The organism is Streptomyces sp. NPDC057702 (assembly GCF_042799315.1).
Taxonomy (GTDB): Bacteria; Actinomycetota; Actinomycetes; order Streptomycetales; family Streptomycetaceae; genus Streptomyces.
The window spans coordinates 111713-130562 of the sequence record NZ_JBHVJC010000002.1; the positions used below are offsets into that span (position 1 = coordinate 111713).

Below are 18850 nucleotides of genomic sequence, written 5' to 3' on the forward strand. Positions count from 1 at the left end.
AACCGACGCGTCGGGCCGGCCACGACCGGGCCACCCGCACCCCGGGCCCGACGGGCGGCGGTCAGGCGCCCGGAGCCGACGACAGGGCGCGGGTCACCAGGTCCCACACGGTCTCGGCGAGCGCCTCCTTGGGCCCGTACGGAACCGGCGTCTCGCTGCCGTCGGCACCGAGCACGACGGCCTCGTTCTCCTCCGAGCCGAACGTCTTGTGCTCCCCGACCTCGTTGACGACCAGCAGGTCACAGCCCTTGCGGGCGAGCTTGGCCCGGCCGTTGGCCACGACGTCGTCGGTCTCGGCGGCGAAGCCGACGACGACCTGGCCGGGGCGGGCGCGCTCGGCCGACAGCTCGGCGAGGATGTCCGGATTGCGCACCAGGGCGATGGGCTCGGGCTCCTGTCCGTCCCGCTTCTTGATCTTGCCGGTCGCGTAGACCGCCGGCCGGAAGTCGGCCACGGCCGCCGCCATGACCACCACGTCCGCCTCCGGCGCCGCCGCCACCATGGCCTCGCGCAACCGCACGGCCGTCCCCACGCGCACCACGTCCACGCCGGCCGGGTCGGGCAGCGTGGAGTTCGCGGAGACCAGGGTCACCCTGGCCCCACGGGCCACGGCCGCGCGCGCGAGCGCGTACCCCTGCTTGCCCGAGGAACGGTTGCCCAGGAAGCGCACCGGGTCCAGCGGCTCCCGGGTGCCGCCGGCGCTCACCACCACGTGCCGGCCCGCCAGGTCGTCGCGGGCGCCGGCGCCCGGCCCGGCGGCCAGCACCCGGCGGCAGACCTCGAAGATCTCGCCCGGATCCGGCAGCCGCCCCTTGCCGGTGTCCACGCCGGTCAACCGGCCCACGGCGGGCTCGATGACCAGCGCGCCCCGGCGGCGCAGCGTCGCCACGTTCTCCTGGGTCGCCGGGTGCTCCCACATCTCGGTGTGCATGGCGGGCGCGAAGACCACCGGACAGCGGGCCGTGAGCAGGGTGTTGGTCAGCAGGTCGCCGGCGAGGCCGTGCGCGGCCTTGGCGAGTGTGTCGGCGGTGGCCGGGGCGACCACGACCAGGTCGGCCCCCTGTCCGATGCGGACGTGCGGAACCTCGTGCACGTCCGACCAGACCTCGGTGGCCACCGGGTGGCCGGACAGCGCCGCCCAGGTCGCCTCGCCGACGAAGTGCAGGGCGGACGCGGTGGGCACCACCCGTACGTCGTGACCCGACTCGGTCAGCCGGCGCAGCAGCTCACACGCCTTGTAGGCGGCGACGCCGCCGCTGACGCCCAGCACCACGGAGGGCTTGTGGGTCGCGGCCGGCTCCCCGGCCGCCACGGCCCGGCTCCCGCGCGGCGCGCCCGGCGCGGGCTCCGTGGCCGGGTCGGTGTCCGCCGCCGCTGTGGTCGCCGGCTCGTTGGTGGGCTCGTCCATCGCTCGTCTCTCCCCGCGCTCTCGCATGGGCCCATGACACACCACGGGCCCGACAGCCGCTCCCCCGGCCCGTGCCGGAGGCGCCCGCTGCCGGGCCCGTGGTGGGAAAAACCTGTCCGCCCGCGGCGACTACTGCGCCGGGCCCTCGATGGCCTCGGACGTCAGCAGGCCCGCGTTGATCTCGCGGAGCGCGATCGACAGCGGCTTCTCGTGGACGTGGGTGTCCACGAGCGGGCCGACGTACTCCAGGAGGCCCTCACCGAGCTGGGAGTAGTACGCGTTGATCTGACGAGCCCGCTTGGCGGCGTAGATCACCAGGCTGTACTTCGAGTCGGTGGCCTCAAGCAGCTCATCAATCGGCGGGTTGATGATGCCCTCGGGCGCGGTGATGGAAGAGGACACTCTCTGCCTTCCGATCGGGTTCAGCGATGTCGCGGACGCCTTCGGCGACCGCGTCGGTGACGGTGTCACCGGGCGTGGGTCTGAGCGGCATCTGTGGCGCACGACGTCCGTCGAACACGGCGTCCTGCTGGTCGTCACCAGCTGGCCGTCGACGAGGGGACGCGAGCGTCGCACCGGGTCGTACCAGCCGTTGACGAGGGTCGAAGAAATCAGAAAAGATCAGACCACGCGCATCAAGGCTAGCAGCTCGCCGCTGACGTCCTCGACGGAGGTGTTGACCAGGGTGGTGTCGAACTCCGCCTCGGCGGCCAGTTCGACCCGGGCCGCCGCCAGCCGGCGCTCGATGACCTCCGGCGACTCGGTGCCCCGGCCGGTCAGGCGGCGCACCAGCTCCTCCCAGCTCGGCGGGGCCAGGAAGACGAGCTGCGCCTCCGGCATCGACTCGCGCACCAGCCGGGCACCCTGCAGGTCGATCTCCAGCAGCACCGGCTCCCCCGCCTCCAGGCGGTCCAGGACCGCGCGGCGCGGGGTGCCGTAGCGGTTGCCCGCGAACTCGGCCCACTCCAGCAGTTCGCCGTTGGCGACGAGCTTGTCGAACTCCTCGTTCTCGACGAAGAAGTACTGGACGCCGTGCCGCTCGCCGGGGCGCGGCTTGCGCGTGGTGGCGGAGACCGAGAGCCATACCTCGGGATGAGCCTTGCGCAGATGCGCGACGACCGTGCTCTTGCCGACCCCGGAGGGGCCGGAGAGCACGGTCAGCCGCGGACGTGCGTCCGGAGGTACGGGGGATACCGCCTGCGAAGCGAGGGGGCTGGTCGCCCCCTGTGGGTGTGCTGCCATGCGGCGATTATCCAGGTTCCCGGGAGCACCGGAAAACGTCAGGCGGCGCTGCCGCCGAACTCGCGCTCCAGGGCGGCGATCTGGTTGGAGCCAAGACCACGCACCCGGCGGCTCTCGGAGATGCCGAGCCGCTCCATGAGCTGCTTGGCGCGGACCTTGCCCACGCCGGGGAGGGACTCAAGGAGGGCGGAGACCTTCATCTTGCCGATGACGTCGTTCTCCTGGCCCTGCTTGATGACCTCGTGCAGCGAGGCGCCGGAGTTCTTGAGTCGGTTCTTGACCGCGGCGCGCTCCCGGCGAGCCGCGGCGGCCTTTTCGAGCGCGGCTGCGCGCTGTTCAGGGGTAAGGGGCGGAAGAGCCACGCCTACGTCACCTCGGATATCGAACTGTCGGATACGGGACCGGTGAGGAACCTAGTCGCCCCTCACCAGGGGAGCAACGCGCAACACACCTGCGCGTTGCGCTCCCGTCGGAGACTAGCGGCCATGGCCGCTCCAGTCAGCGAGAACAGACGAAAAGTCCTGGTCAGACTCGCTCGACCAGGACTTTTCAGGGCAAAACCACCGAGTTCTGAGGTACTTATTTCACGGCTGCCCGTACTTCGTCGGCGATCTGGGCCGCCGAGGCGCGCAACGCGGCCGCATCCGGGCCGTGTCGCAGCACCCCACGACTGACGCTGGGCACCACGTTGCCCACCGCGTCACCGAAGACGGCCGGCAGGTCGGCGGGCGTGGCACCCTGGGCGCCGATGCCCGGCGCCAGCAGCGGACCGTCGATGGCGAGCGAGCCGCCCGCGGCGGCCAGCGCCTCCCCCAGCGTGGCCCCGACGACCGCGCCGAAGGAGCCGAGCGGACGCCCGGCACCTTGCCAGGCCGCGCGCTCGGCGGCGTTGTGCCCGGCGAGGTGGCCCAGCACGGTTGCGGCGACGCTGCGCCCGTCGGCGCGTACCGCGTGCTGCACCTCGGCACCCTCGGGGTTGGAGGTCAGCGCCAGGACGAACAGGCCGCAGCCGCTCGCGCGGGCCAGCTTCACGGCCGGGTCCAGCGAACCGAAGCCCAGGTAGGGGCTGACGGTCAGCGCGTCGGAGAACAGCGGCGAGGCGGGGTCCAGGAAGGCGGCGGCGTACGCGGCCATGGTCGAGCCGATGTCGCCACGCTTGGCGTCCATCAGCACCAGGGCTCCGGCGGCGCGCGCCTCGGCGACGGTGCGCTCCAGCACGGCCACCCCGCGCGAGCCGAACCGCTCGAAGAACGCGGACTGCGGCTTGAGCACGGCCACCCGGTCGGCCAGGGCCTCCACCACGGTGCGCGAGAAGCGCTCCAGGCCCGCCACGTCGTCGCCCAGACCCCAGTCGGCGAGCAGCGCGGCGTGCGGGTCGATGCCCACGCACAGCGGGCCCCGGGTGTCCATGGCCGCGCGCAGACGGGCGCCGAAGGCGACCGGGGCGGCCGGCTCGGCGGTGCGCGGGCTCGCGAGGTCGCTCATGCCGCCTGCTCCCTGGTCTGTGCCCCGACCGCCTCGGCCAGGGTGGCGTACGGACTGGCGGCCAGGTGGTCGGCCAGTCCTCGATGCAGGGCGCGGCACCACAGCGGGCCCTGGTAGATGAAGGCGCTGTAGCCCTGGACGAGCGTGGCGCCGGCCAGGATGCGCTCCCAGGCGTCGTCGGCGTTCTCGATGCCGCCCACGCCGACCAGGGTGACCCGGTCGCCGACGCGGGCGTAGAGCCGGCGCAGCACCGCCAGCGAGCGGGCCTTGACGGGGGCGCCGGAGAGGCCGCCGGTCTCCGCCACCAGCGCCGGGTCGCTGGTCAGGCCGAGGCCCTCGCGGGCGATGGTGGTGTTGGTGGCGATGATGCCGTCCAGGCCGAGTTCGACGGCGAGGTCGGCGACGGCGTCGATGTCCTCGTCGGCCAGGTCGGGTGCGATCTTGACCAGCAGCGGGACCCGGCGGGTGGTGACCGTGCGGTCGGCGGCCTCGCGCACGGCGCTGAGCAGCGGGCGCAGGTGCTCCACGGCCTGGAGGTTCCGCAGCCCGGGGGTGTTGGGCGAGGAGACGTTGACGACGAGGTAGTCGGCGTGGCCGGCCAGTCGCTCGGTGGAGGTGACGTAGTCGGCGACGGCCTCCGCCTCGGGGACCACCTTGGTCTTGCCGATGTTGACGCCGACGACGGCCTTGAAGGCGGGCCGGCGGGCGGCGAGGCGGGCGGCCACGGCGGCGGAGCCCTCGTTGTTGAAGCCCATCCGGTTGATCAGCGCGCGGTCCTCGACCAGGCGGAAGAGGCGCTTGCGCGGGTTGCCGGGCTGGGCGTGTCCGGTGACCGTGCCGATCTCGACGTGGTCGAAGCCGAGCATGGTCATGCCGTCGATGGCCAGGGCGTTCTTGTCGAACCCGGCGGCCAGCCCGAACGGGCCGTGCATGCGCAGGCCCAGCGCCTCGGTGCGCAGCTCCCGGTGGCGGGGGGCGAGCACGGCGGCGAGGAGGGTGCGCAGGACGGGGACGCGGGCGGCGCACCTGATCCAGCCGAAGGCCAGGTGGTGGGCGCGCTCGGGGTCCATCCGCTGGAAGAGGAGACGGAAGAGGAGCGGGTAGGGGTTCATGCGGGTCGCGGGCTTTCGCTAGGCCGGTACGGGGTGGCGCCAGAGCCTCGGGGCCGGGCGGGCCCGAGGCTGACGCGGGGAACGCGGGGCGGGCGCGGGCGCCCGGGGCCGCTGGGTGGCCCCGGGCGCCGCCCGCTACTTCGCGTCGCGGGCCGCGGTGAGCTGCCGGGCGTGCTCCTGGAGGGAGCGCACGCCGACCTCGCCCCTGGCGAGCGCCTCGATGCCCTGGACGGCCGCCGCGAGGGCCTGGACGGTGGTCAGGCAGGGCACGGCGCGGGCGACGGCCGCGGTGCGGATGTCGTAGCCGTCGAGTCGGCCACCGGTGCCGTAGGGCGTGTTGACGATGAGGTCGATCCGCCCGTCGTGGATGAGCTGGACGATCGTCTTCTCACCGTTCGGGCCCTCGCCCTCGCTCTGCTTGCGCACCACGGTGGCCTCGATGCCGTTGCGGCGCAGCACCTCGGCCGTGCCGGAGGTGGCCAGCAGCTCGAAGCCGTGCGCCACCAGCTCGCGGGCCGGGAAGATCATCGAGCGCTTGTCGCGGTTGGCGACCGAGACGAAGGCCCGACCGCCCCTGGGCAGCGCCCCGTAGGCCGCGGCCTGCGACTTGGCGTACGCGGTGCCGAAGACCGAGTCGATGCCCATGACCTCGCCGGTGGAGCGCATCTCCGGGCCCAGGATGGTGTCCACGCCGCGGCCGGAGGCGTCCCGGAAGCGGGTCCAGGGCATGACGGCCTCCTTGACGGAGATCGGCGAGTCCAGCGGCAGGGTGCCGCCGTCGCCGCTGGCCGGCAGCAGGCCCTCGGCGCGCAGCTCGGCGACGGTGGCGCCGAGCGAGATGCGTGCGGCGGCCTTGGCCAGCGGCACGGCGGTGGCCTTGGAGGTGAAGGGCACGGTGCGCGAGGCGCGCGGGTTGGCCTCCAGGACGTAGAGGATGTCCCCGGCCATGGCGAACTGGATGTTGATCAGGCCGCGGACGCCCACGCCCTTGGCGATCGCCTCGGTCGAGGCCCGCAGCCGCTTGATGTCGAAGCCGCCCAGGGTGATGGGGGGCAGCGCGCAGGCGGAGTCGCCGGAGTGGATGCCGGCCTCCTCGATGTGCTCCATGACGCCGCCGAGGTAGAGCTCGTGGCCGTCGTAGAGGGCGTCGACGTCGATCTCGATGGCGTCGTCGAGGAAGCGGTCGATGAGCACCGGGTGCTCGGAGATCAGGCCGGCGTGCCGGGTCAGGTACTCGCCCAGCGAGGGCTCGTCGTAGACGATCTCCATGCCGCGCCCGCCGAGCACGTACGAGGGGCGGACCATGACCGGGTAGCCGATCTCGGCGGCGATGCCCTTGGCCTGCTCGAAGGAGAAGGCGGTGCCGTACTTGGGGGCGGGCAGGCCGGCCTCGGTGAGCACCCGGCCGAAGGCGCCGCGCTCCTCGGCCAGGTCGATGGCCTCGGGCGAGGTGCCGACGATGGGCACCCCGTTGTCCTTGAGGGCCTGGGCCAGGCCCAGCGGGGTCTGGCCGCCGAGTTGCACGATGACGCCGGCCAGCGGGCCGGCCTGGCGCTCGGCGTGCACGATCTCCAGGACGTCCTCCAGCGTGAGCGGCTCGAAGTAGAGCCGGTCGGAGGTGTCGTAGTCGGTGGAGACGGTCTCCGGGTTGCAGTTGACCATGACGGTCTCGTAGCCGGCGTCGCTGAGCGCGAAGGAGGCGTGGACGCAGGAGTAGTCGAACTCGATGCCCTGGCCGATGCGGTTGGGCCCGGAGCCCAGGATGATCACCGCGGGCTTCTCACGGGGCGCGACCTCGTTCTCCTCGTCGTAGGAGGAGTAGAAGTACGGCGTGCGCGCGGCGAACTCGGCGGCGCAGGTGTCCACCGTCTTGTAGACGGGCCGGATGCCGAGCGCGTGCCGCACCTCGCGCACCACCTCGGGACCCAGGTCGCGGATGGCGGCGATCTGTGCGTCGGAGAAGCCGTGCCGCTTGGCCTCGCGCAGGACCTCGGGCGAGAGGGTGTCGACCGCGGCGATCTCGTCGGCGACCTCCTTGATCAGGAAGAGCTGGTCGACGAACCACGGGTCGATGCGGGTGGCCGCGAAGACCTCCTCCTGGGTGGCGCCGGCGCGGATGGCGGCCATCACCGTGTTGATCCGGCCGTCGGTGGGGACGGCGGCGCGCTCCAGGAGGGTGGCCTTGTCACCGGGCGCCGAGACGAAGTCGAACTGCGAGTCCTTCTTCTCCAGCGAGCGCAGCGCCTTGTTGAGGGCCTCGGTGAAGTTGCGGCCGATGGCCATGGCCTCGCCGACGGACTTCATGGTGGTGGTCAGCGTGGCGTCGGCGGCCGGGAACTTCTCGAACGCGAACCTCGGGACCTTGACCACGACGTAGTCCAGGGTGGGTTCGAACGAGGCGGGCGTCTGCTCGGTGATGTCGTTGGGGATCTCGTCGAGCGTGTAGCCGACGGCGAGCCGGGCGGCGATCTTGGCGATCGGGAAACCGGTGGCCTTGGAGGCGAGCGCGGAGGAGCGGGAGACGCGGGGGTTCATCTCGATGACGATGACCCGGCCGTCCTCGGGGTTGACGGCGAACTGGATGTTGCAGCCGCCGGTGTCCACGCCGACCTCGCGGATGACGGCGATGCCGATGTCGCGCAGGACCTGGTACTCGCGGTCGGTCAGCGTCATCGACGGCGCGACGGTGATCGAGTCGCCGGTGTGCACGCCCATCGGGTCGAAGTTCTCGATGGAGCACACGACCACGACGTTGTCGTTCTTGTCGCGCATCAGCTCCAGCTCGTACTCCTTCCAGCCGAGGATGGACTCCTCCAGGAGTACCTCGGTGGTCGGCGAGAGCGTCAGGCCCTGGCCGGCGATGCGGCGCAGTTCCTCCTCGTCGTGCGCGAAGCCGGAGCCGGCGCCGCCCATGGTGAAGGACGGGCGGACCACGACCGGGTAGCCGCCGAGCTTGTCGACGCCTTCCAGGATGTCGTCCATGGAGTGGCAGATGACCGAGCGGGCCGACTCGCCGTGTCCGATCTTGGCGTTGACGGCGGACACGACCTCCTTGAACCGCTCGCGGTCCTCGCCCTTGTTGATGGCCTCGACGTTGGCGCCGATCAGCTCGACCCCGTAACGGGTCAGCACGCCCGCGTCGTGCAGCGCGATGGCGGTGTTGAGCGCCGTCTGGCCGCCGAGGGTGGGCAGCAGGGCGTCCGGGCGCTCCTTGGCGATGATCTTCTCGACGAACTCCGGGGTGATCGGCTCGACGTAGGTGGCGTCGGCGATCTCCGGGTCGGTCATGATCGTGGCCGGGTTGGAGTTGACCAGGATCACGCGCAGGCCCTCGGCCTTGAGCACGCGGCACGCCTGCGTACCGGAGTAGTCGAACTCGGCGGCCTGCCCGATGACGATCGGACCCGAGCCGATGACCAGGACGGACTGGATATCGGTGCGCTTAGGCACGGGGGCCCTCCATCAAAGAAACAAACCGGTCGAACAGGTAGGACGCGTCGTGCGGACCCGCCGCGGCCTCGGGGTGGTACTGCACGCTGAACGCGGGGACGTCGAGGCACTCCAGGCCCTCCACGACGTTGTCGTTGAGGCCCACGTGGGCGACCTGGGCCCGGCCGTAGGGGGTGTCCACGACCTCCTCCAGGGGCGCGTCCACGGCGAAGCCGTGGTTCTGCGCCGTGATCTCGACCTTGCCGGTGGCACGGTCCCGCACCGGCTGGTTGATCCCCCGGTGGCCGTACTTGAGCTTGTACGTGCCGAAGCCGAGCGCCCGGCCGAGCACCTGGTTGCCGAAGCAGATGCCGAACAGCGGGGTGCGCCGGTCGAGCACGCCGCGCGCCAGCTCCATCGGGTGGTCGGCGGTGGCCGGGTCCCCGGGGCCGTTGGAGAAGAACACGCCGTCGGGCTCGATCGCGTAGATCTCCTCCAGGCTGGCGGTGGCCGGGAAGACGTGGACCTCTATGCCGCGCTCGGCCATCCGACGCGGGGTCATCGTCTTGATGCCCAGGTCGACGGCGGCGACGGTGAACCGCTTGGTTCCGACCGCGGGGACGACGTACGTCTCCTCGGTGGTGACCTCGCTCCACAGGTCGGCGCCCGTCATGCCGGGAGCCGTGCGCACCCGCTCGACCAGCGTGGCCTCCTCGGCCAGCGCGGCGCCGGAGAAGATGCCGACGCGCATGGCGCCGCGCTCGCGCAGGTGGCGGGTCAGCGCGCGGGTGTCGACCCCGCTGATGCCGACCACGCCCTGCGCCGCCAGCTCCTCGTCCAGGGTGCGCCGGGAGCGCCAGTTGGAGGGCTTGCGGGCGGGGTCGCGCACGACGTAACCGGAGACCCAGATCCGCGCGGACTCCGCGTCCTCGTCGTTGACGCCGGTGTTACCGACGTGGGGAGCGGTCATGACGACCACCTGCCGGTGGTACGAGGGGTCGGTCAGGGTCTCCTGGTAGCCGGTCATTCCGGTGGAGAACACCGCCTCGCCGAAGGTCTCCCCCACTGCTCCGTAGGCACGGCCACGAAAGACGCGGCCGTCCTCCAACACGAGCACGGCGGGGACCCTGGCCCCCTGGGTGGAGAGCGTCATCATGTGCCTTTCTCGGGGGTCGCGGGGGTCGCCCCCCGCAATGTCGCAGCCTCGGGGGTCGCGGGGGTCGCCCCCCGCAATGTCGCAGCCTCGGGGGTCGTGGCCCCGGGCGTCAGGACGGCCTGCCGGCCGTCGTCGTCACGCTGCGTGGCGGCCACGTCGCTGGGGCCGCCGGTCAGGTCGTTGATCGCCGCGACCCAGGCCAGGTGCTCGGCGGCGTGGTCGGAGCGGAAGCCGGAGTCGAGGGTGTGCTCGCCCAGCTGCCAGGTGATCACCAACAGGCCGCCCTCGGTGAGGACCTTGCCGGCGATGCCCTTGTCGAGCCGGGCGCCGCGCAGCGCGCCGGCGGGCACGAAGAAGTCCCGCGCGCCGGGGCGCAGCACGCTCAGGCCGGCGTCGGTGAGGGTGACCTCGGCGCGGCTGCGCACACCCAGGCCGTGCGCGACGATGCGCTCCAGCCACTGCCCGGCCTTGGTAGAGCCGTGGTAGCGGCCGGCCATGGTCAGCCGGGGCGCGCCCGCCTCCTCGGGCGGCGCGGCCAGCTCCGGCAGGTCGGACTGGAGCAGCCCGCGCCACTTCCAGCCTTCCCGCATCAGCCAGTAGAGCAGCGCGATGACCAGCAGCAGGCCCACGACCCAGCCGGTACGCGCGGCCCAGTCGCCCGCGTTCTGTGTCTCGCCCGCCGCCAGAAATGTCACAGGTGTCACGTCAGCTTCCCGTCCACGACCGTTGCCCGGCCCCGCAGGAAGGTGTGTGTCACTCGGCCCGGCAGCTCGCGTCCCTCGTAGGGCGTGTTACGGCTGCGGGAGGCGAAGCCCGCGGGGTTCACCGCACCACGGTATGCCGCGTCCAGCAGGGTCAGGTTGGCGGGCTCGCCCGCCGCGACGGGTCGGCCGTGTCCGGCGAGGCGGCCGATGGCGGCGGGGCGGAAGGACATCCGGTCCGCGACGCCGGCCCAGTCCAGCAGTCCGGTGTCCACCATCGTGTGCTGGACGACCGAGAGCGCGGTCTCCAGGCCCACCATGCCCATGGCCGCCGCCGCCCACTCGCAGTCCTTGTCCTCGTGCGGGTGGGGCGCGTGGTCGGTGGCGACGCAGTCGATGGTGCCGTCGGCCAGCGCCTCGCGCAGGGCCAGCACGTCGGCCTCGGTACGCAGCGGCGGGTTCACCTTGTACACGGGGTTGTAGGAGCGCACGAGTTCGTCGGTGAGCAGCAGGTGGTGCGGGGTGACCTCGGCCGTGACGTTCCAGCCCTTGGACTTGGCCCAGCGCACGATCTCGACCGAGCCGGCGGTGGACAGGTGGCAGATGTGCACCCGGGAGTCCACGTGGGCGGCCAGCAGGACGTCGCGGGCGATGATCGACTCCTCGGCGACGGCGGGCCAGCCGCCGAGGCCGAGCTGGGCGGAGACGACGCCCTCGTTCATCTGGGCGCCCTCGGTGAGGCGGGGCTCCTGGGCGTGCTGGGCGACGACGCCGTCGAAGGCCTTCACGTACTCCAGCGCCCGCCGCATGATCACCGCGTCGTCCACGCACTTGCCGTCGTCGGAGAAGACCACGACGCCGGCGGCCGACTCGTGCATGGCGCCGAGTTCGGCGAGCTGCTTGCCCTCCAGGCCGACGGTGACGGCGCCGACCGGCTGCACGTCGCAGTAGCCCGACTCGCGGCCCAGCCGCCACACCTGCTCGACGACGCCGGCGGTGTCGGCGACAGGGAAGGTGTTGGCCATGGCGTGGACGGCGGTGTAGCCGCCGACGGCCGCGGCCCGGGTGCCGGTCAGCACGGTCTCGGAGTCCTCGCGGCCCGGCTCGCGCAGGTGGGTGTGCAGGTCGACCAGGCCGGGGAGGAGGATCTGACCGGTCACGTCGATGACGGTGGCGCCCTGGTCCGACAGCCCCTGGCCCACGGCCGCGATGGTCTCGCCGTCGATCAGGACGTCGGTGGCCTCGCCGCCGATCAGTCGCGCGCCGCGCAGCAGGGTCCTGGTGGTCTCGCTCATGACGTGCTGGTCTCCTCGGTGCGGGCGTCGGCGGGGGTCGCCGCGGGGGTGGGGGCGATGGCGGGCTCGTTGCCGCCGAGCAGCAGGTACAGGGCGGCCATCCGGATGCTCACGCCGTTGGTGACCTGCTCCACGGCGGTGCAGCGGGGCGAGTCGGCGACCTCGGCCGTGATCTCCATACCCCGGTTCATCGGCCCGGGGTGCATGACGATCGCGTGTTCCGGCATTCGGGCCATCCGGTCGCCGTCGAGCCCGTAGCGGCGGGCGTACTCGCGCTCGGTGGGGAAGAACGCCGCGTTCATCCGCTCGCGCTGTACGCGCAGCATCATCACGGCGTCCGAGGTCGGCAGCACCGCGTCCAGGTCGTAGCTGACCTCGCACGGCCAGCTCTCGACGCCGATGGGCACCAGGGTGGGCGGGGCGACCAGGGTGACCTCGGCGCCCAGCGTGGTCAGCAGGTGCACGTTGGAGCGGGCGACCCGGCCGTGCAGGACGTCACCGACGATGGTGACCTTACGTCCCGCCAGGTCACGGCCGGTGCCGTCGCCCGGGCCGCGGTGGTGGGTGGGCCCGCCGTCGGCCGCGCCGGCCAGGTGGCGGCGCATGGTGAAGGCGTCCAGGAGCGCCTGGGTGGGGTGCTCGTGGGTGCCGTCGCCGGCGTTGACGACCGAGCCCTTGATCCAGCCGGAGGTGGCCAGCCGGTGCGGGGCACCGGAGGAGTGGTGCCGGATGACGACGGCGTCGGCGCCCATCGCCTCCAGGGTCAACGCGGTGTCCTTGAGCGACTCGCCCTTGGAGACGGAGGAGCCCTTGGCGGAGAAGTTGATGACGTCGGCGGACAGTCGCTTGGCGGCGGCCTCGAACGAGATCCGGGTGCGCGTCGAGTCCTCGAAGAACAGGTTGACGACGGTGCGCCCACGCAACGTGGGCAGCTTCTTGATCGGCCGGTCCGCGACGCGGGCCATCTCCTCGGCGGTGTCGAGGATCAGGACGGCGTCGTCGCGGGTGAGGTCGGCGGCCGAGATGAGGTGGCGCTTCATCTGTGGGCTCCGTGAGGTGAGGAGTGGTGGGGCGTGCGGGCACGCGGCAGCGCCGGCCCAGGGGGCCGAGGCCGTACGGGGGGCTACTGCCCGGTGTCCGCGCGCCCCTCGTCGGCGCCGGCGCGGGGGCTGTCGGGGCGCACGCCAAGAAGCACGCTGTCCCGGCCGTCCAACTCGGTGAGCTGCACCTTCACCGTCTCGCGTAGCGAGGTCGGGAGGTTCTTGCCGACGTAGTCGGCGCGGATGGGCAGCTCGCGGTGGCCACGGTCGACCAGGACGGCGAGCTGTACGGCGCGCGGGCGCCCGATGTCGTTGAGGGCGTCCAGCGCGGCGCGGATCGTGCGACCGGAGAAGAGCACGTCGTCGACGAGGACGACCACCCGGCCCTCGATGCCCTCGGTGGGGATCTCGGTGCGGGCGAGCGTACGGGCGGGGCCCAGGCGCAGGTCGTCGCGGTACATGGTGATGTCGAGCGAGCCCACCGGGATGGCGCGACCGGTGATCTCCTCAAGCTTGGCGGCGAGCCGCCGGGCGAGGAAGACGCCACGGGTCGGGATACCCAGAAGCACCACGTCGTGCGCGCCCTTGGCGCGTTCCACGATCTCGTGGGCGATGCGGGTCAGCACCCGCGCGATGTCCGGGGCCTCAAGGACGGGCCGGGCGGTGGTCTCCTGGCCGGAGTCCGGACCAGAGCTATGGCCAGAACTCTTGCTCGATGCGGGACCAGAGGACTGGTGGGGTGCGTTCATAACGGAACGGACCTCCTTCTCCGCCTCACGGGACGGACCTTAAAGGACGTCGGATTTACGATATTGACGGTACCAGGACCGAAAAGGTCCGTACTCAGGCCCCCCACCCGAGCACGCGTACGCAACTTTCGGCTTGACGAAGCCAGATTACGCTGCGTAACCTCACAGTGAGTTACCAGTCTTCGTCCGGGGAGCTTTATGTCCAGCGAATACGCTAAACAGCTCGGAGCCAAGCTCCGCGCCATCCGCACCCAGCAGGGGCTCTCCCTCCACGGTGTCGAGGAGAAGTCCCAGGGCCGCTGGAAGGCCGTGGTCGTGGGCTCGTACGAGCGCGGCGACCGTGCCGTGACCGTGCAGCGTCTGGCCGAGCTGGCCGACTTCTACGGTGTTCCCGTGCAGGAACTGCTGCCTGGCACCACGCCGGGCGGCGCCGCCGAGCCGCCGCCGAAGCTGGTGCTCGACCTGGAGCGGCTGGCCCACGTCCCGGCCGAGAAGGCGGGCCCGCTGCAGCGGTACGCGGCCACCATCCAGAGCCAGCGCGGCGACTACAACGGCAAGGTTCTCTCGATCCGCCAGGACGACCTGCGCACCCTCGCGGTGATCTACGACCAGTCGCCCTCCGTGCTGACCGAGCAGCTCATCGGCTGGGGCGTGCTCGACGCGGACGCCCGTCGCGCCGTGCAGCACGAGGATCTGTGACCGTCCGTCGGTGAACCACGGTGGCGCGCCCGAAGTCCTTCGGACGCGCCACCGGGCCCCGACCCACGCCTGCCTGCCTGCCTGCCTGCCTGCCTGCCTGCCTGCCTGCCTGCCTGCCTGCCTGCCTGCCTGCCTGCCTGCCTGCCTGCCTGCCTGGGTGAACGTCCGGCCGGTGCCGGGGGCACGCCCGCTGCCGCTCGCGTGCTCGTCCGTCGGGCCCGAGGACGTCAGACGTCCGGGACCTGAGCGCGTCGGGCTCGTCCGGGTCGGCGGACCGGCAGCGTCCCACCTCGCGCGACGTCGCACGCGCGGCACTCATCACCCGTTCGGGGTAGGTGCCTCACGGCAGATCGCGCGGATCGGGCACGTACGGCGACGGCCGCGCACCGGATCCGGTCGCCCGCGTCACCCGCGCCCCCCACCGTCACCCGCGAGGGGCATCGCGCCCACTCGGCGGGCCGGTTCCTCGCGCACGCGCCCGTACGGGCTCTCGGCACGCTCGGTCGGCCCGCTGCCGGACTCAGGGCCCGCCTCGCGCGCCACCGCACATGCCGCTGCCCCTGGCGCACCCTTCCGGGTTCGTGCCAGGGGCAGCGGCATGGGGTGGTACGCCGTCAGCCGTCGCCGTCGCGGCGCAGGCCGGGCTTGAGCTCCTTGAGCCGCCCGAGCATGCCGTTGACGAAGGCCGGGGAGTCGTCCGTGGAGAACTCCTTGGCGAGCTGCACGGCCTCGTCGATCACCACCGCGTCCGGCGTCTCGTCTTCCCAGATCAGCTCGTAGGCGCCGAGCCGCAGGATGTTGCGGTCCACGACCGGCATCCGGTCCAGCGTCCAACCGACCGCGTAGGTGGCGATCAGCTCGTCGATCCGGTCCGCGTGGTCCGCGTACCCCTCGGTCAGCTGCATCGTGTACTCGGTGACCGGCGGCTGCCGGTCGTCGGACCGCGCGTGCCTGATCCAGTCCGCGAGGACCGTCGGCACGGCGGTGCCACGCTGATCGGCCTCGAAGAGGATCTGGAAGGCGCGCTTGCGGGCCTTGTTACGGGCAGCCACGGTTAGCTGTTCACCCGACCGAGGTACTCGCCGGAGCGGGTGTCAACCTTGATCTTCTCACCGGTGGTGATGAAGAGCGGGACCTGGATCTCGTGACCGGTCTCCAGGCGGGCGGGCTTGGAGCCGCCGGTGGAGCGGTCGCCCTGGACGCCGGGCTCGGTGTACTCGATGACCAGCTCGACGGAGGCCGGCAGCTCGATGTAGAGGACGCTGCCCTCGTACATCGCGATGACGACCTCGTTGCCCTCCAGCAGGTAGTGGGCGGTGTCGCCGACGGTCTCGGGGGCGACGTTGATCTGGTCGAACGTCTCCGTGTCCATGAACACGAAGTCTTCGCCGTCCTTGTACGAGAACTGCATGCCGCGCTTGTCGACGGTCGCCGTCTCGACCTTCACACCGGCGTTGAAGGTCTTGTCGACGACCTTGCCGGACAGCACGTGCTTCAGCTTGGTGCGGACGAAAGCGGGGCCCTTACCGGGCTTGACGTGCTGGAACTCGACAACGGACCAGAGCTGGCCCCCGTCGAGCTTGAGCACCAGGCCGTTCTTGAGGTCGTTCGTGGATGCCACGGTTGCGGAATCTCCTGGACTGAAGCTGGTGGAACCAGGGGTGCGCGCTAGAGCGCGAGCAGCTCCTTGGTCGTGATGGTGAGTAGCTCGGGGCCGCCGTCCGCCTCAGGGCGCACGACGAGCGTGTCGTCGATCCGGACGCCGCCCCGACCCGGGAGGTGGACCCCCGGTTCGACGGTGACCGGCACACGAGCGTCCAGTTTACCCATGGCGTCCGGCGCCAGCCGAGGGTCCTCGTCGTTTTCCAGGCCCACTCCGTGCCCGACGCGGGCCCCCAGCGTTTCGTCGCAGCCCGCGGCGGCCAGCACGTGCCGGCTCGCGCGATCCACCTCGCGGTAGGCGATACCCGGCGCCAGCGCCTCCCGACCGGCCCGCTGGGCGGCGAAGACCACATCGTACAGTTCGATCTGCCAGTCGGCCGGCGAGGTCCCGATGACGAAGGTGCGGCCCACCTCGCAGCGGTAGCCGCGGTAGCCGGCGCCCAGGCAGACGGTGAGGAAGTCGCCCTCCTCCACCCGGCGGTCGGTGGGCAGGTGTCCCAGGCGGCCGGAGTGCGGCCCGGTGCCGACGGAGGTGGCGAACGTGGGGCCGTCCGCGCCGTGGTCCACCAGGCGGCGCTCCAGCTCCAGCGCGAGATGGCGTTCGGTGCGGCCCACCAGGATCGATTCGAGCAGCTCCCCCAGCGCCTGGTCGGCGATCTCGGCGGCGATGCGCAGGGCGGCGATCTCGTCGTCGTCCTTGACGATCCGCTGCTGCTCGACGGCGCGTCCCAGATCGGCGAGTTCCAGGCGGGGCGCGGCCGACCGCAGGGCGTGATGCCGGGCCACGGTCAGGTGGTGCTCCTCGACGGCCAGCCGCGCGGCGCCCGACGTCACGGCGAGGTCGGCGGCAGCCACGGCCGGGTCACCGTGCGGGCCGGCCAGCTCCCGTACCGGCAGGTCGTCGACGGGTCGATGGGCCGTGGGCTTGGCTGTGTTGACCGCCGGGCGCAGCAGGACGTCCTCGGCGGGCCCGAGCAGCAGTACGGACCCGGGCCACGCCTCGCCGCACAGGTAGCGGACGTTGGCGGGGCGGGAGACCAGTGCTGCCGCGCTGCCGGCCGCCGCGCAGCGCTCGCGCAGCCGGGTGCGACGGGCCGCGAACACCTCGGACATGGTTCGAGCCTAGGCGCGCCGCGCGCGGTCGGCCGGTCGGGCGCGTCCGAGTGGGGACACCCCGGCGCCCCGCCCGTCGACGGCACCGGCCACGGGCGGGTGCCGTACGCCCACACCGCCCCGCACCGCCGCTGGCGTACCGGCGCTCGCCGCCGCGGCACCGCGAACCCGTCGTCGTGCACCGCACACCGGCCGCCACGGGCCGCGCGTCGCCGGCCCCCGCTCCCCGGGCGGACGCCACCCGTCAGGCCGCCGAACGCCTACGCCACCACGCCGACCGACGGACGTCGCGCGCTGGCACGCCCACGCCGGAGAACGGCACGCGTCCAGCGCCGACGCCCGGCACCGGCACGCGGCCAGCGCCCACGCGCGCGGAGGCGCGCCGCCCGGCCGTACGCCCGGGCCCCGTACACCCAGCTCTCGTACGCCCAAGCCCCCACACGGGCCGGGGACCCGCTGTGCGGAGCCCGCGAGCCACGGTCGCCGCACACCAGCGCACCCGTGCCCGCACTTCTGAGCCGGCATCGTCGCTGTCACGGGCGGGCGTCGGGCCCGCACCACGGCCCGTTCACGGCCCCACACGCCACATCCGCACCCGTGGAGACGGAAAGGCTGCCGCGGGTCGCGGCGGCGGGGCTACCAGGCGGGAGGGCTGGCGATGCTGCGGGCGACGGCCTCGTCCAGTGCCTGGGCGGTCTGGGCCACGTCGTACTGCGAGTTGTCGATGATCGGCAGACCCGAGCCGTACCAGCCGGCCATCCGGCCGTGGATGCGGGCGACCTCCTCGTCGCTGAGTCTGCGGTTGCCCGAGCGGGCCGCGTTGCGCTCCAGGACGACCTCCAGGCCCGGCAGCAGCACCACGGGCAGCAGGCCGGGGCCCACATGGCGCTTCCAGCCGCCGAGGCCCACCACCGGGCGGTCGGGGAAGACCGCGTCGTCGAGGATGCAGGAGATGCCGTTGGCCAGGAAGTTGCGGGCCGCGAAGCCGCAGGTGCGGCGGGCGAGCCGGTACTGCGCCTCGGAGTGCTCGTTCCAGCCGGACTGCGGGTTGGCGAAGCCGGACCGGACCCACTCACGGACGTCGTCGAGGCTGATGTGCGCGGTGGGCACCCGGCGGCTGTCGGCCCACAGTCGGGCCACGGTGGTCTTGCCCGCGCCCGCCGGGCCGATCAGCAGCACGGCGACGGCGGTGTGGGAGGCGTCGACGACCGGCTGGTCGCGCGGCGCGTCGGGCAGCGCGACGGGCGCGCCGGGAGGCAGGGTCACCGGGCCGGTGACGCCGTCGGCCGGGGGCGGCGGCGGTCCGGAGGGGGCCGCCGGCGGGGGCGGCGGGGCCACGGGGTGGCCGGGGCCGTGCCAGCCGGGGGCGGGGCCCGGCGTCGGCTGGGGGCCGCCGGCTACCGGCGGCGGCGCGGGGTGACCCGAGTGCTGGGCGGCGCCCGTCGCGCCCTGCCCCTGACCGGGGGGCGGGGGCAGCGGAACCCCCACTGCGTGCTGCATCCGGTGGCTCTCCGTCTCGTACGGGCGGCTGAGGTGGGTCGCCCCGGCCGCGCGCGTGCGCGGGCCGGGTGCGCTACCGAACGGTACTCTCCCACTTCCGGGTGAACGGCGCCTCACCCGGGCCACTCTCCGGTGGTGCCCCGCGCGCGATCCGACGCCGACGGGCGGCGACCCGAGGGCGCCGTGGGCCCCGGTCACACCCGCTCACGTACGGCCCGGCCGGGCGCGCTCCCCGGGCCCGCCGCCCCGCCTCCGTCGA

Annotated in this window: 16 protein-coding genes and 1 pseudogene; 1 reads left to right on the top strand and 16 read right to left on the bottom strand. The window is 72.7% G+C overall.

Features of this window, described 5'->3' with window-relative positions:
• Window positions 1-61 precede the first annotated feature (61 nt).
• From coaBC to pyrR, 12 genes and pseudogenes are all read right to left on the bottom strand, one after another.
• Window positions 62-1408: a bifunctional phosphopantothenoylcysteine decarboxylase/phosphopantothenate--cysteine ligase CoaBC gene (coaBC, locus tag ACFVFR_RS01875; RefSeq protein WP_383697039.1), complete on the bottom strand. Its 1347-nt coding sequence runs from the start codon at window positions 1406-1408 to the stop codon at window positions 62-64.
• Between the two features lie 129 nt (window positions 1409-1537).
• Entirely contained in the window at window positions 1538-1810 is a 273-nt protein-coding gene (gene rpoZ / locus ACFVFR_RS01880) for a DNA-directed RNA polymerase subunit omega (RefSeq protein ID WP_005319902.1), read from the bottom strand.
• A 219-nt stretch (window positions 1811-2029) separates the two neighbouring features.
• Window positions 2030-2650 (bottom strand): guanylate kinase, encoded by a 621-nt coding sequence (gene gmk / locus ACFVFR_RS01885; protein ID WP_383697041.1) that lies wholly within the window; start codon window positions 2648-2650, stop codon window positions 2030-2032.
• Window positions 2651-2688: 38 nt separating this feature from the next.
• Entirely contained in the window at window positions 2689-3012 is a 324-nt protein-coding gene (mihF, locus tag ACFVFR_RS01890; RefSeq protein WP_383697044.1) for an integration host factor, actinobacterial type, read from the bottom strand.
• Window positions 3013-3229: 217 nt separating this feature from the next.
• Window positions 3230-4135, bottom strand: coding sequence for an orotidine-5'-phosphate decarboxylase (gene pyrF, locus ACFVFR_RS01895; protein WP_383697046.1), 906 nt, complete (start codon window positions 4133-4135; stop codon window positions 3230-3232).
• A complete protein-coding gene (locus ACFVFR_RS01900; protein ID WP_383697047.1) occupies window positions 4132-5247 on the bottom strand; it encodes a quinone-dependent dihydroorotate dehydrogenase in 1116 nt (371 codons plus the stop codon). The genes pyrF and ACFVFR_RS01900 overlap by 4 nt, the downstream gene beginning before the upstream one ends.
• Before the next feature lie 135 nt (window positions 5248-5382).
• Entirely contained in the window at window positions 5383-8697 is a 3315-nt protein-coding gene (gene carB / locus ACFVFR_RS01905) for a carbamoyl-phosphate synthase large subunit (RefSeq protein WP_383697050.1), read from the bottom strand.
• Window positions 8690-9829 carry a glutamine-hydrolyzing carbamoyl-phosphate synthase small subunit gene (gene carA / locus ACFVFR_RS01910; RefSeq protein ID WP_383697052.1) on the bottom strand — a complete coding sequence of 380 codons (1140 nt, stop codon included), beginning with the start codon at window positions 9827-9829 and terminating at the stop codon, window positions 8690-8692. The genes carB and carA overlap by 8 nt, the downstream gene beginning before the upstream one ends.
• A 176-nt stretch (window positions 9830-10005) precedes the next feature.
• Window positions 10006-10536 (bottom strand): annotated as a pseudogene (locus ACFVFR_RS01915) (hypothetical protein); the annotation flags it as partial.
• Window positions 10533-11828 (bottom strand): dihydroorotase, encoded by a 1296-nt coding sequence (locus tag ACFVFR_RS01920; RefSeq protein WP_383697055.1) that lies wholly within the window; start codon window positions 11826-11828, stop codon window positions 10533-10535. The gene ACFVFR_RS01920 and the pseudogene ACFVFR_RS01915, both read right to left, overlap by 4 nt.
• Window positions 11825-12868: an aspartate carbamoyltransferase catalytic subunit gene (locus ACFVFR_RS01925; protein WP_383697057.1), complete on the bottom strand. Its 1044-nt coding sequence runs from the start codon at window positions 12866-12868 to the stop codon at window positions 11825-11827. The genes ACFVFR_RS01920 and ACFVFR_RS01925 overlap by 4 nt, the downstream gene beginning before the upstream one ends.
• Window positions 12869-12951: 83 nt before the next feature.
• Window positions 12952-13617, bottom strand: a complete 666-nt coding sequence (gene pyrR / locus ACFVFR_RS01930) for a bifunctional pyr operon transcriptional regulator/uracil phosphoribosyltransferase PyrR (RefSeq protein ID WP_383697059.1) — start codon at window positions 13615-13617, stop codon at window positions 12952-12954.
• Window positions 13618-13815: 198 nt separating this feature from the next.
• On the opposite strand from pyrR, the gene bldD reads away from it, so the two are divergent.
• Window positions 13816-14316: a transcriptional regulator BldD gene (gene bldD / locus ACFVFR_RS01935; protein ID WP_176165013.1), complete on the top strand. Its 501-nt coding sequence runs from the start codon at window positions 13816-13818 to the stop codon at window positions 14314-14316.
• 614 nt (window positions 14317-14930) lie between these two features.
• Here the strand turns inward: bldD and nusB are convergent.
• The 4 genes from nusB to ACFVFR_RS01955 all read right to left on the bottom strand — a co-directional run bounded on the left by nusB (window position 14931) and on the right by ACFVFR_RS01955 (window position 18591).
• Window positions 14931-15368 carry a transcription antitermination factor NusB gene (gene nusB, locus ACFVFR_RS01940; RefSeq protein WP_383697062.1) on the bottom strand — a complete coding sequence of 146 codons (438 nt, stop codon included), beginning with the start codon at window positions 15366-15368 and terminating at the stop codon, window positions 14931-14933.
• 2 nt (window positions 15369-15370) lie between these two features.
• Window positions 15371-15937: an elongation factor P gene (gene efp / locus ACFVFR_RS01945; protein ID WP_383697065.1), complete on the bottom strand. Its 567-nt coding sequence runs from the start codon at window positions 15935-15937 to the stop codon at window positions 15371-15373.
• A gap of 47 nt (window positions 15938-15984) precedes the next feature.
• Window positions 15985-17091, bottom strand: a complete 1107-nt coding sequence (locus ACFVFR_RS01950) for an aminopeptidase P family protein (protein ID WP_383697067.1) — start codon at window positions 17089-17091, stop codon at window positions 15985-15987.
• Between the two features lie 636 nt (window positions 17092-17727).
• On the bottom strand, window positions 17728-18591 hold the full coding sequence (locus tag ACFVFR_RS01955) for an AAA family ATPase (protein ID WP_383697070.1): 864 nt from the start codon (window positions 18589-18591) through the stop codon (window positions 17728-17730).
• Between the last annotated feature and the right edge of the window lie 259 nt (window positions 18592-18850).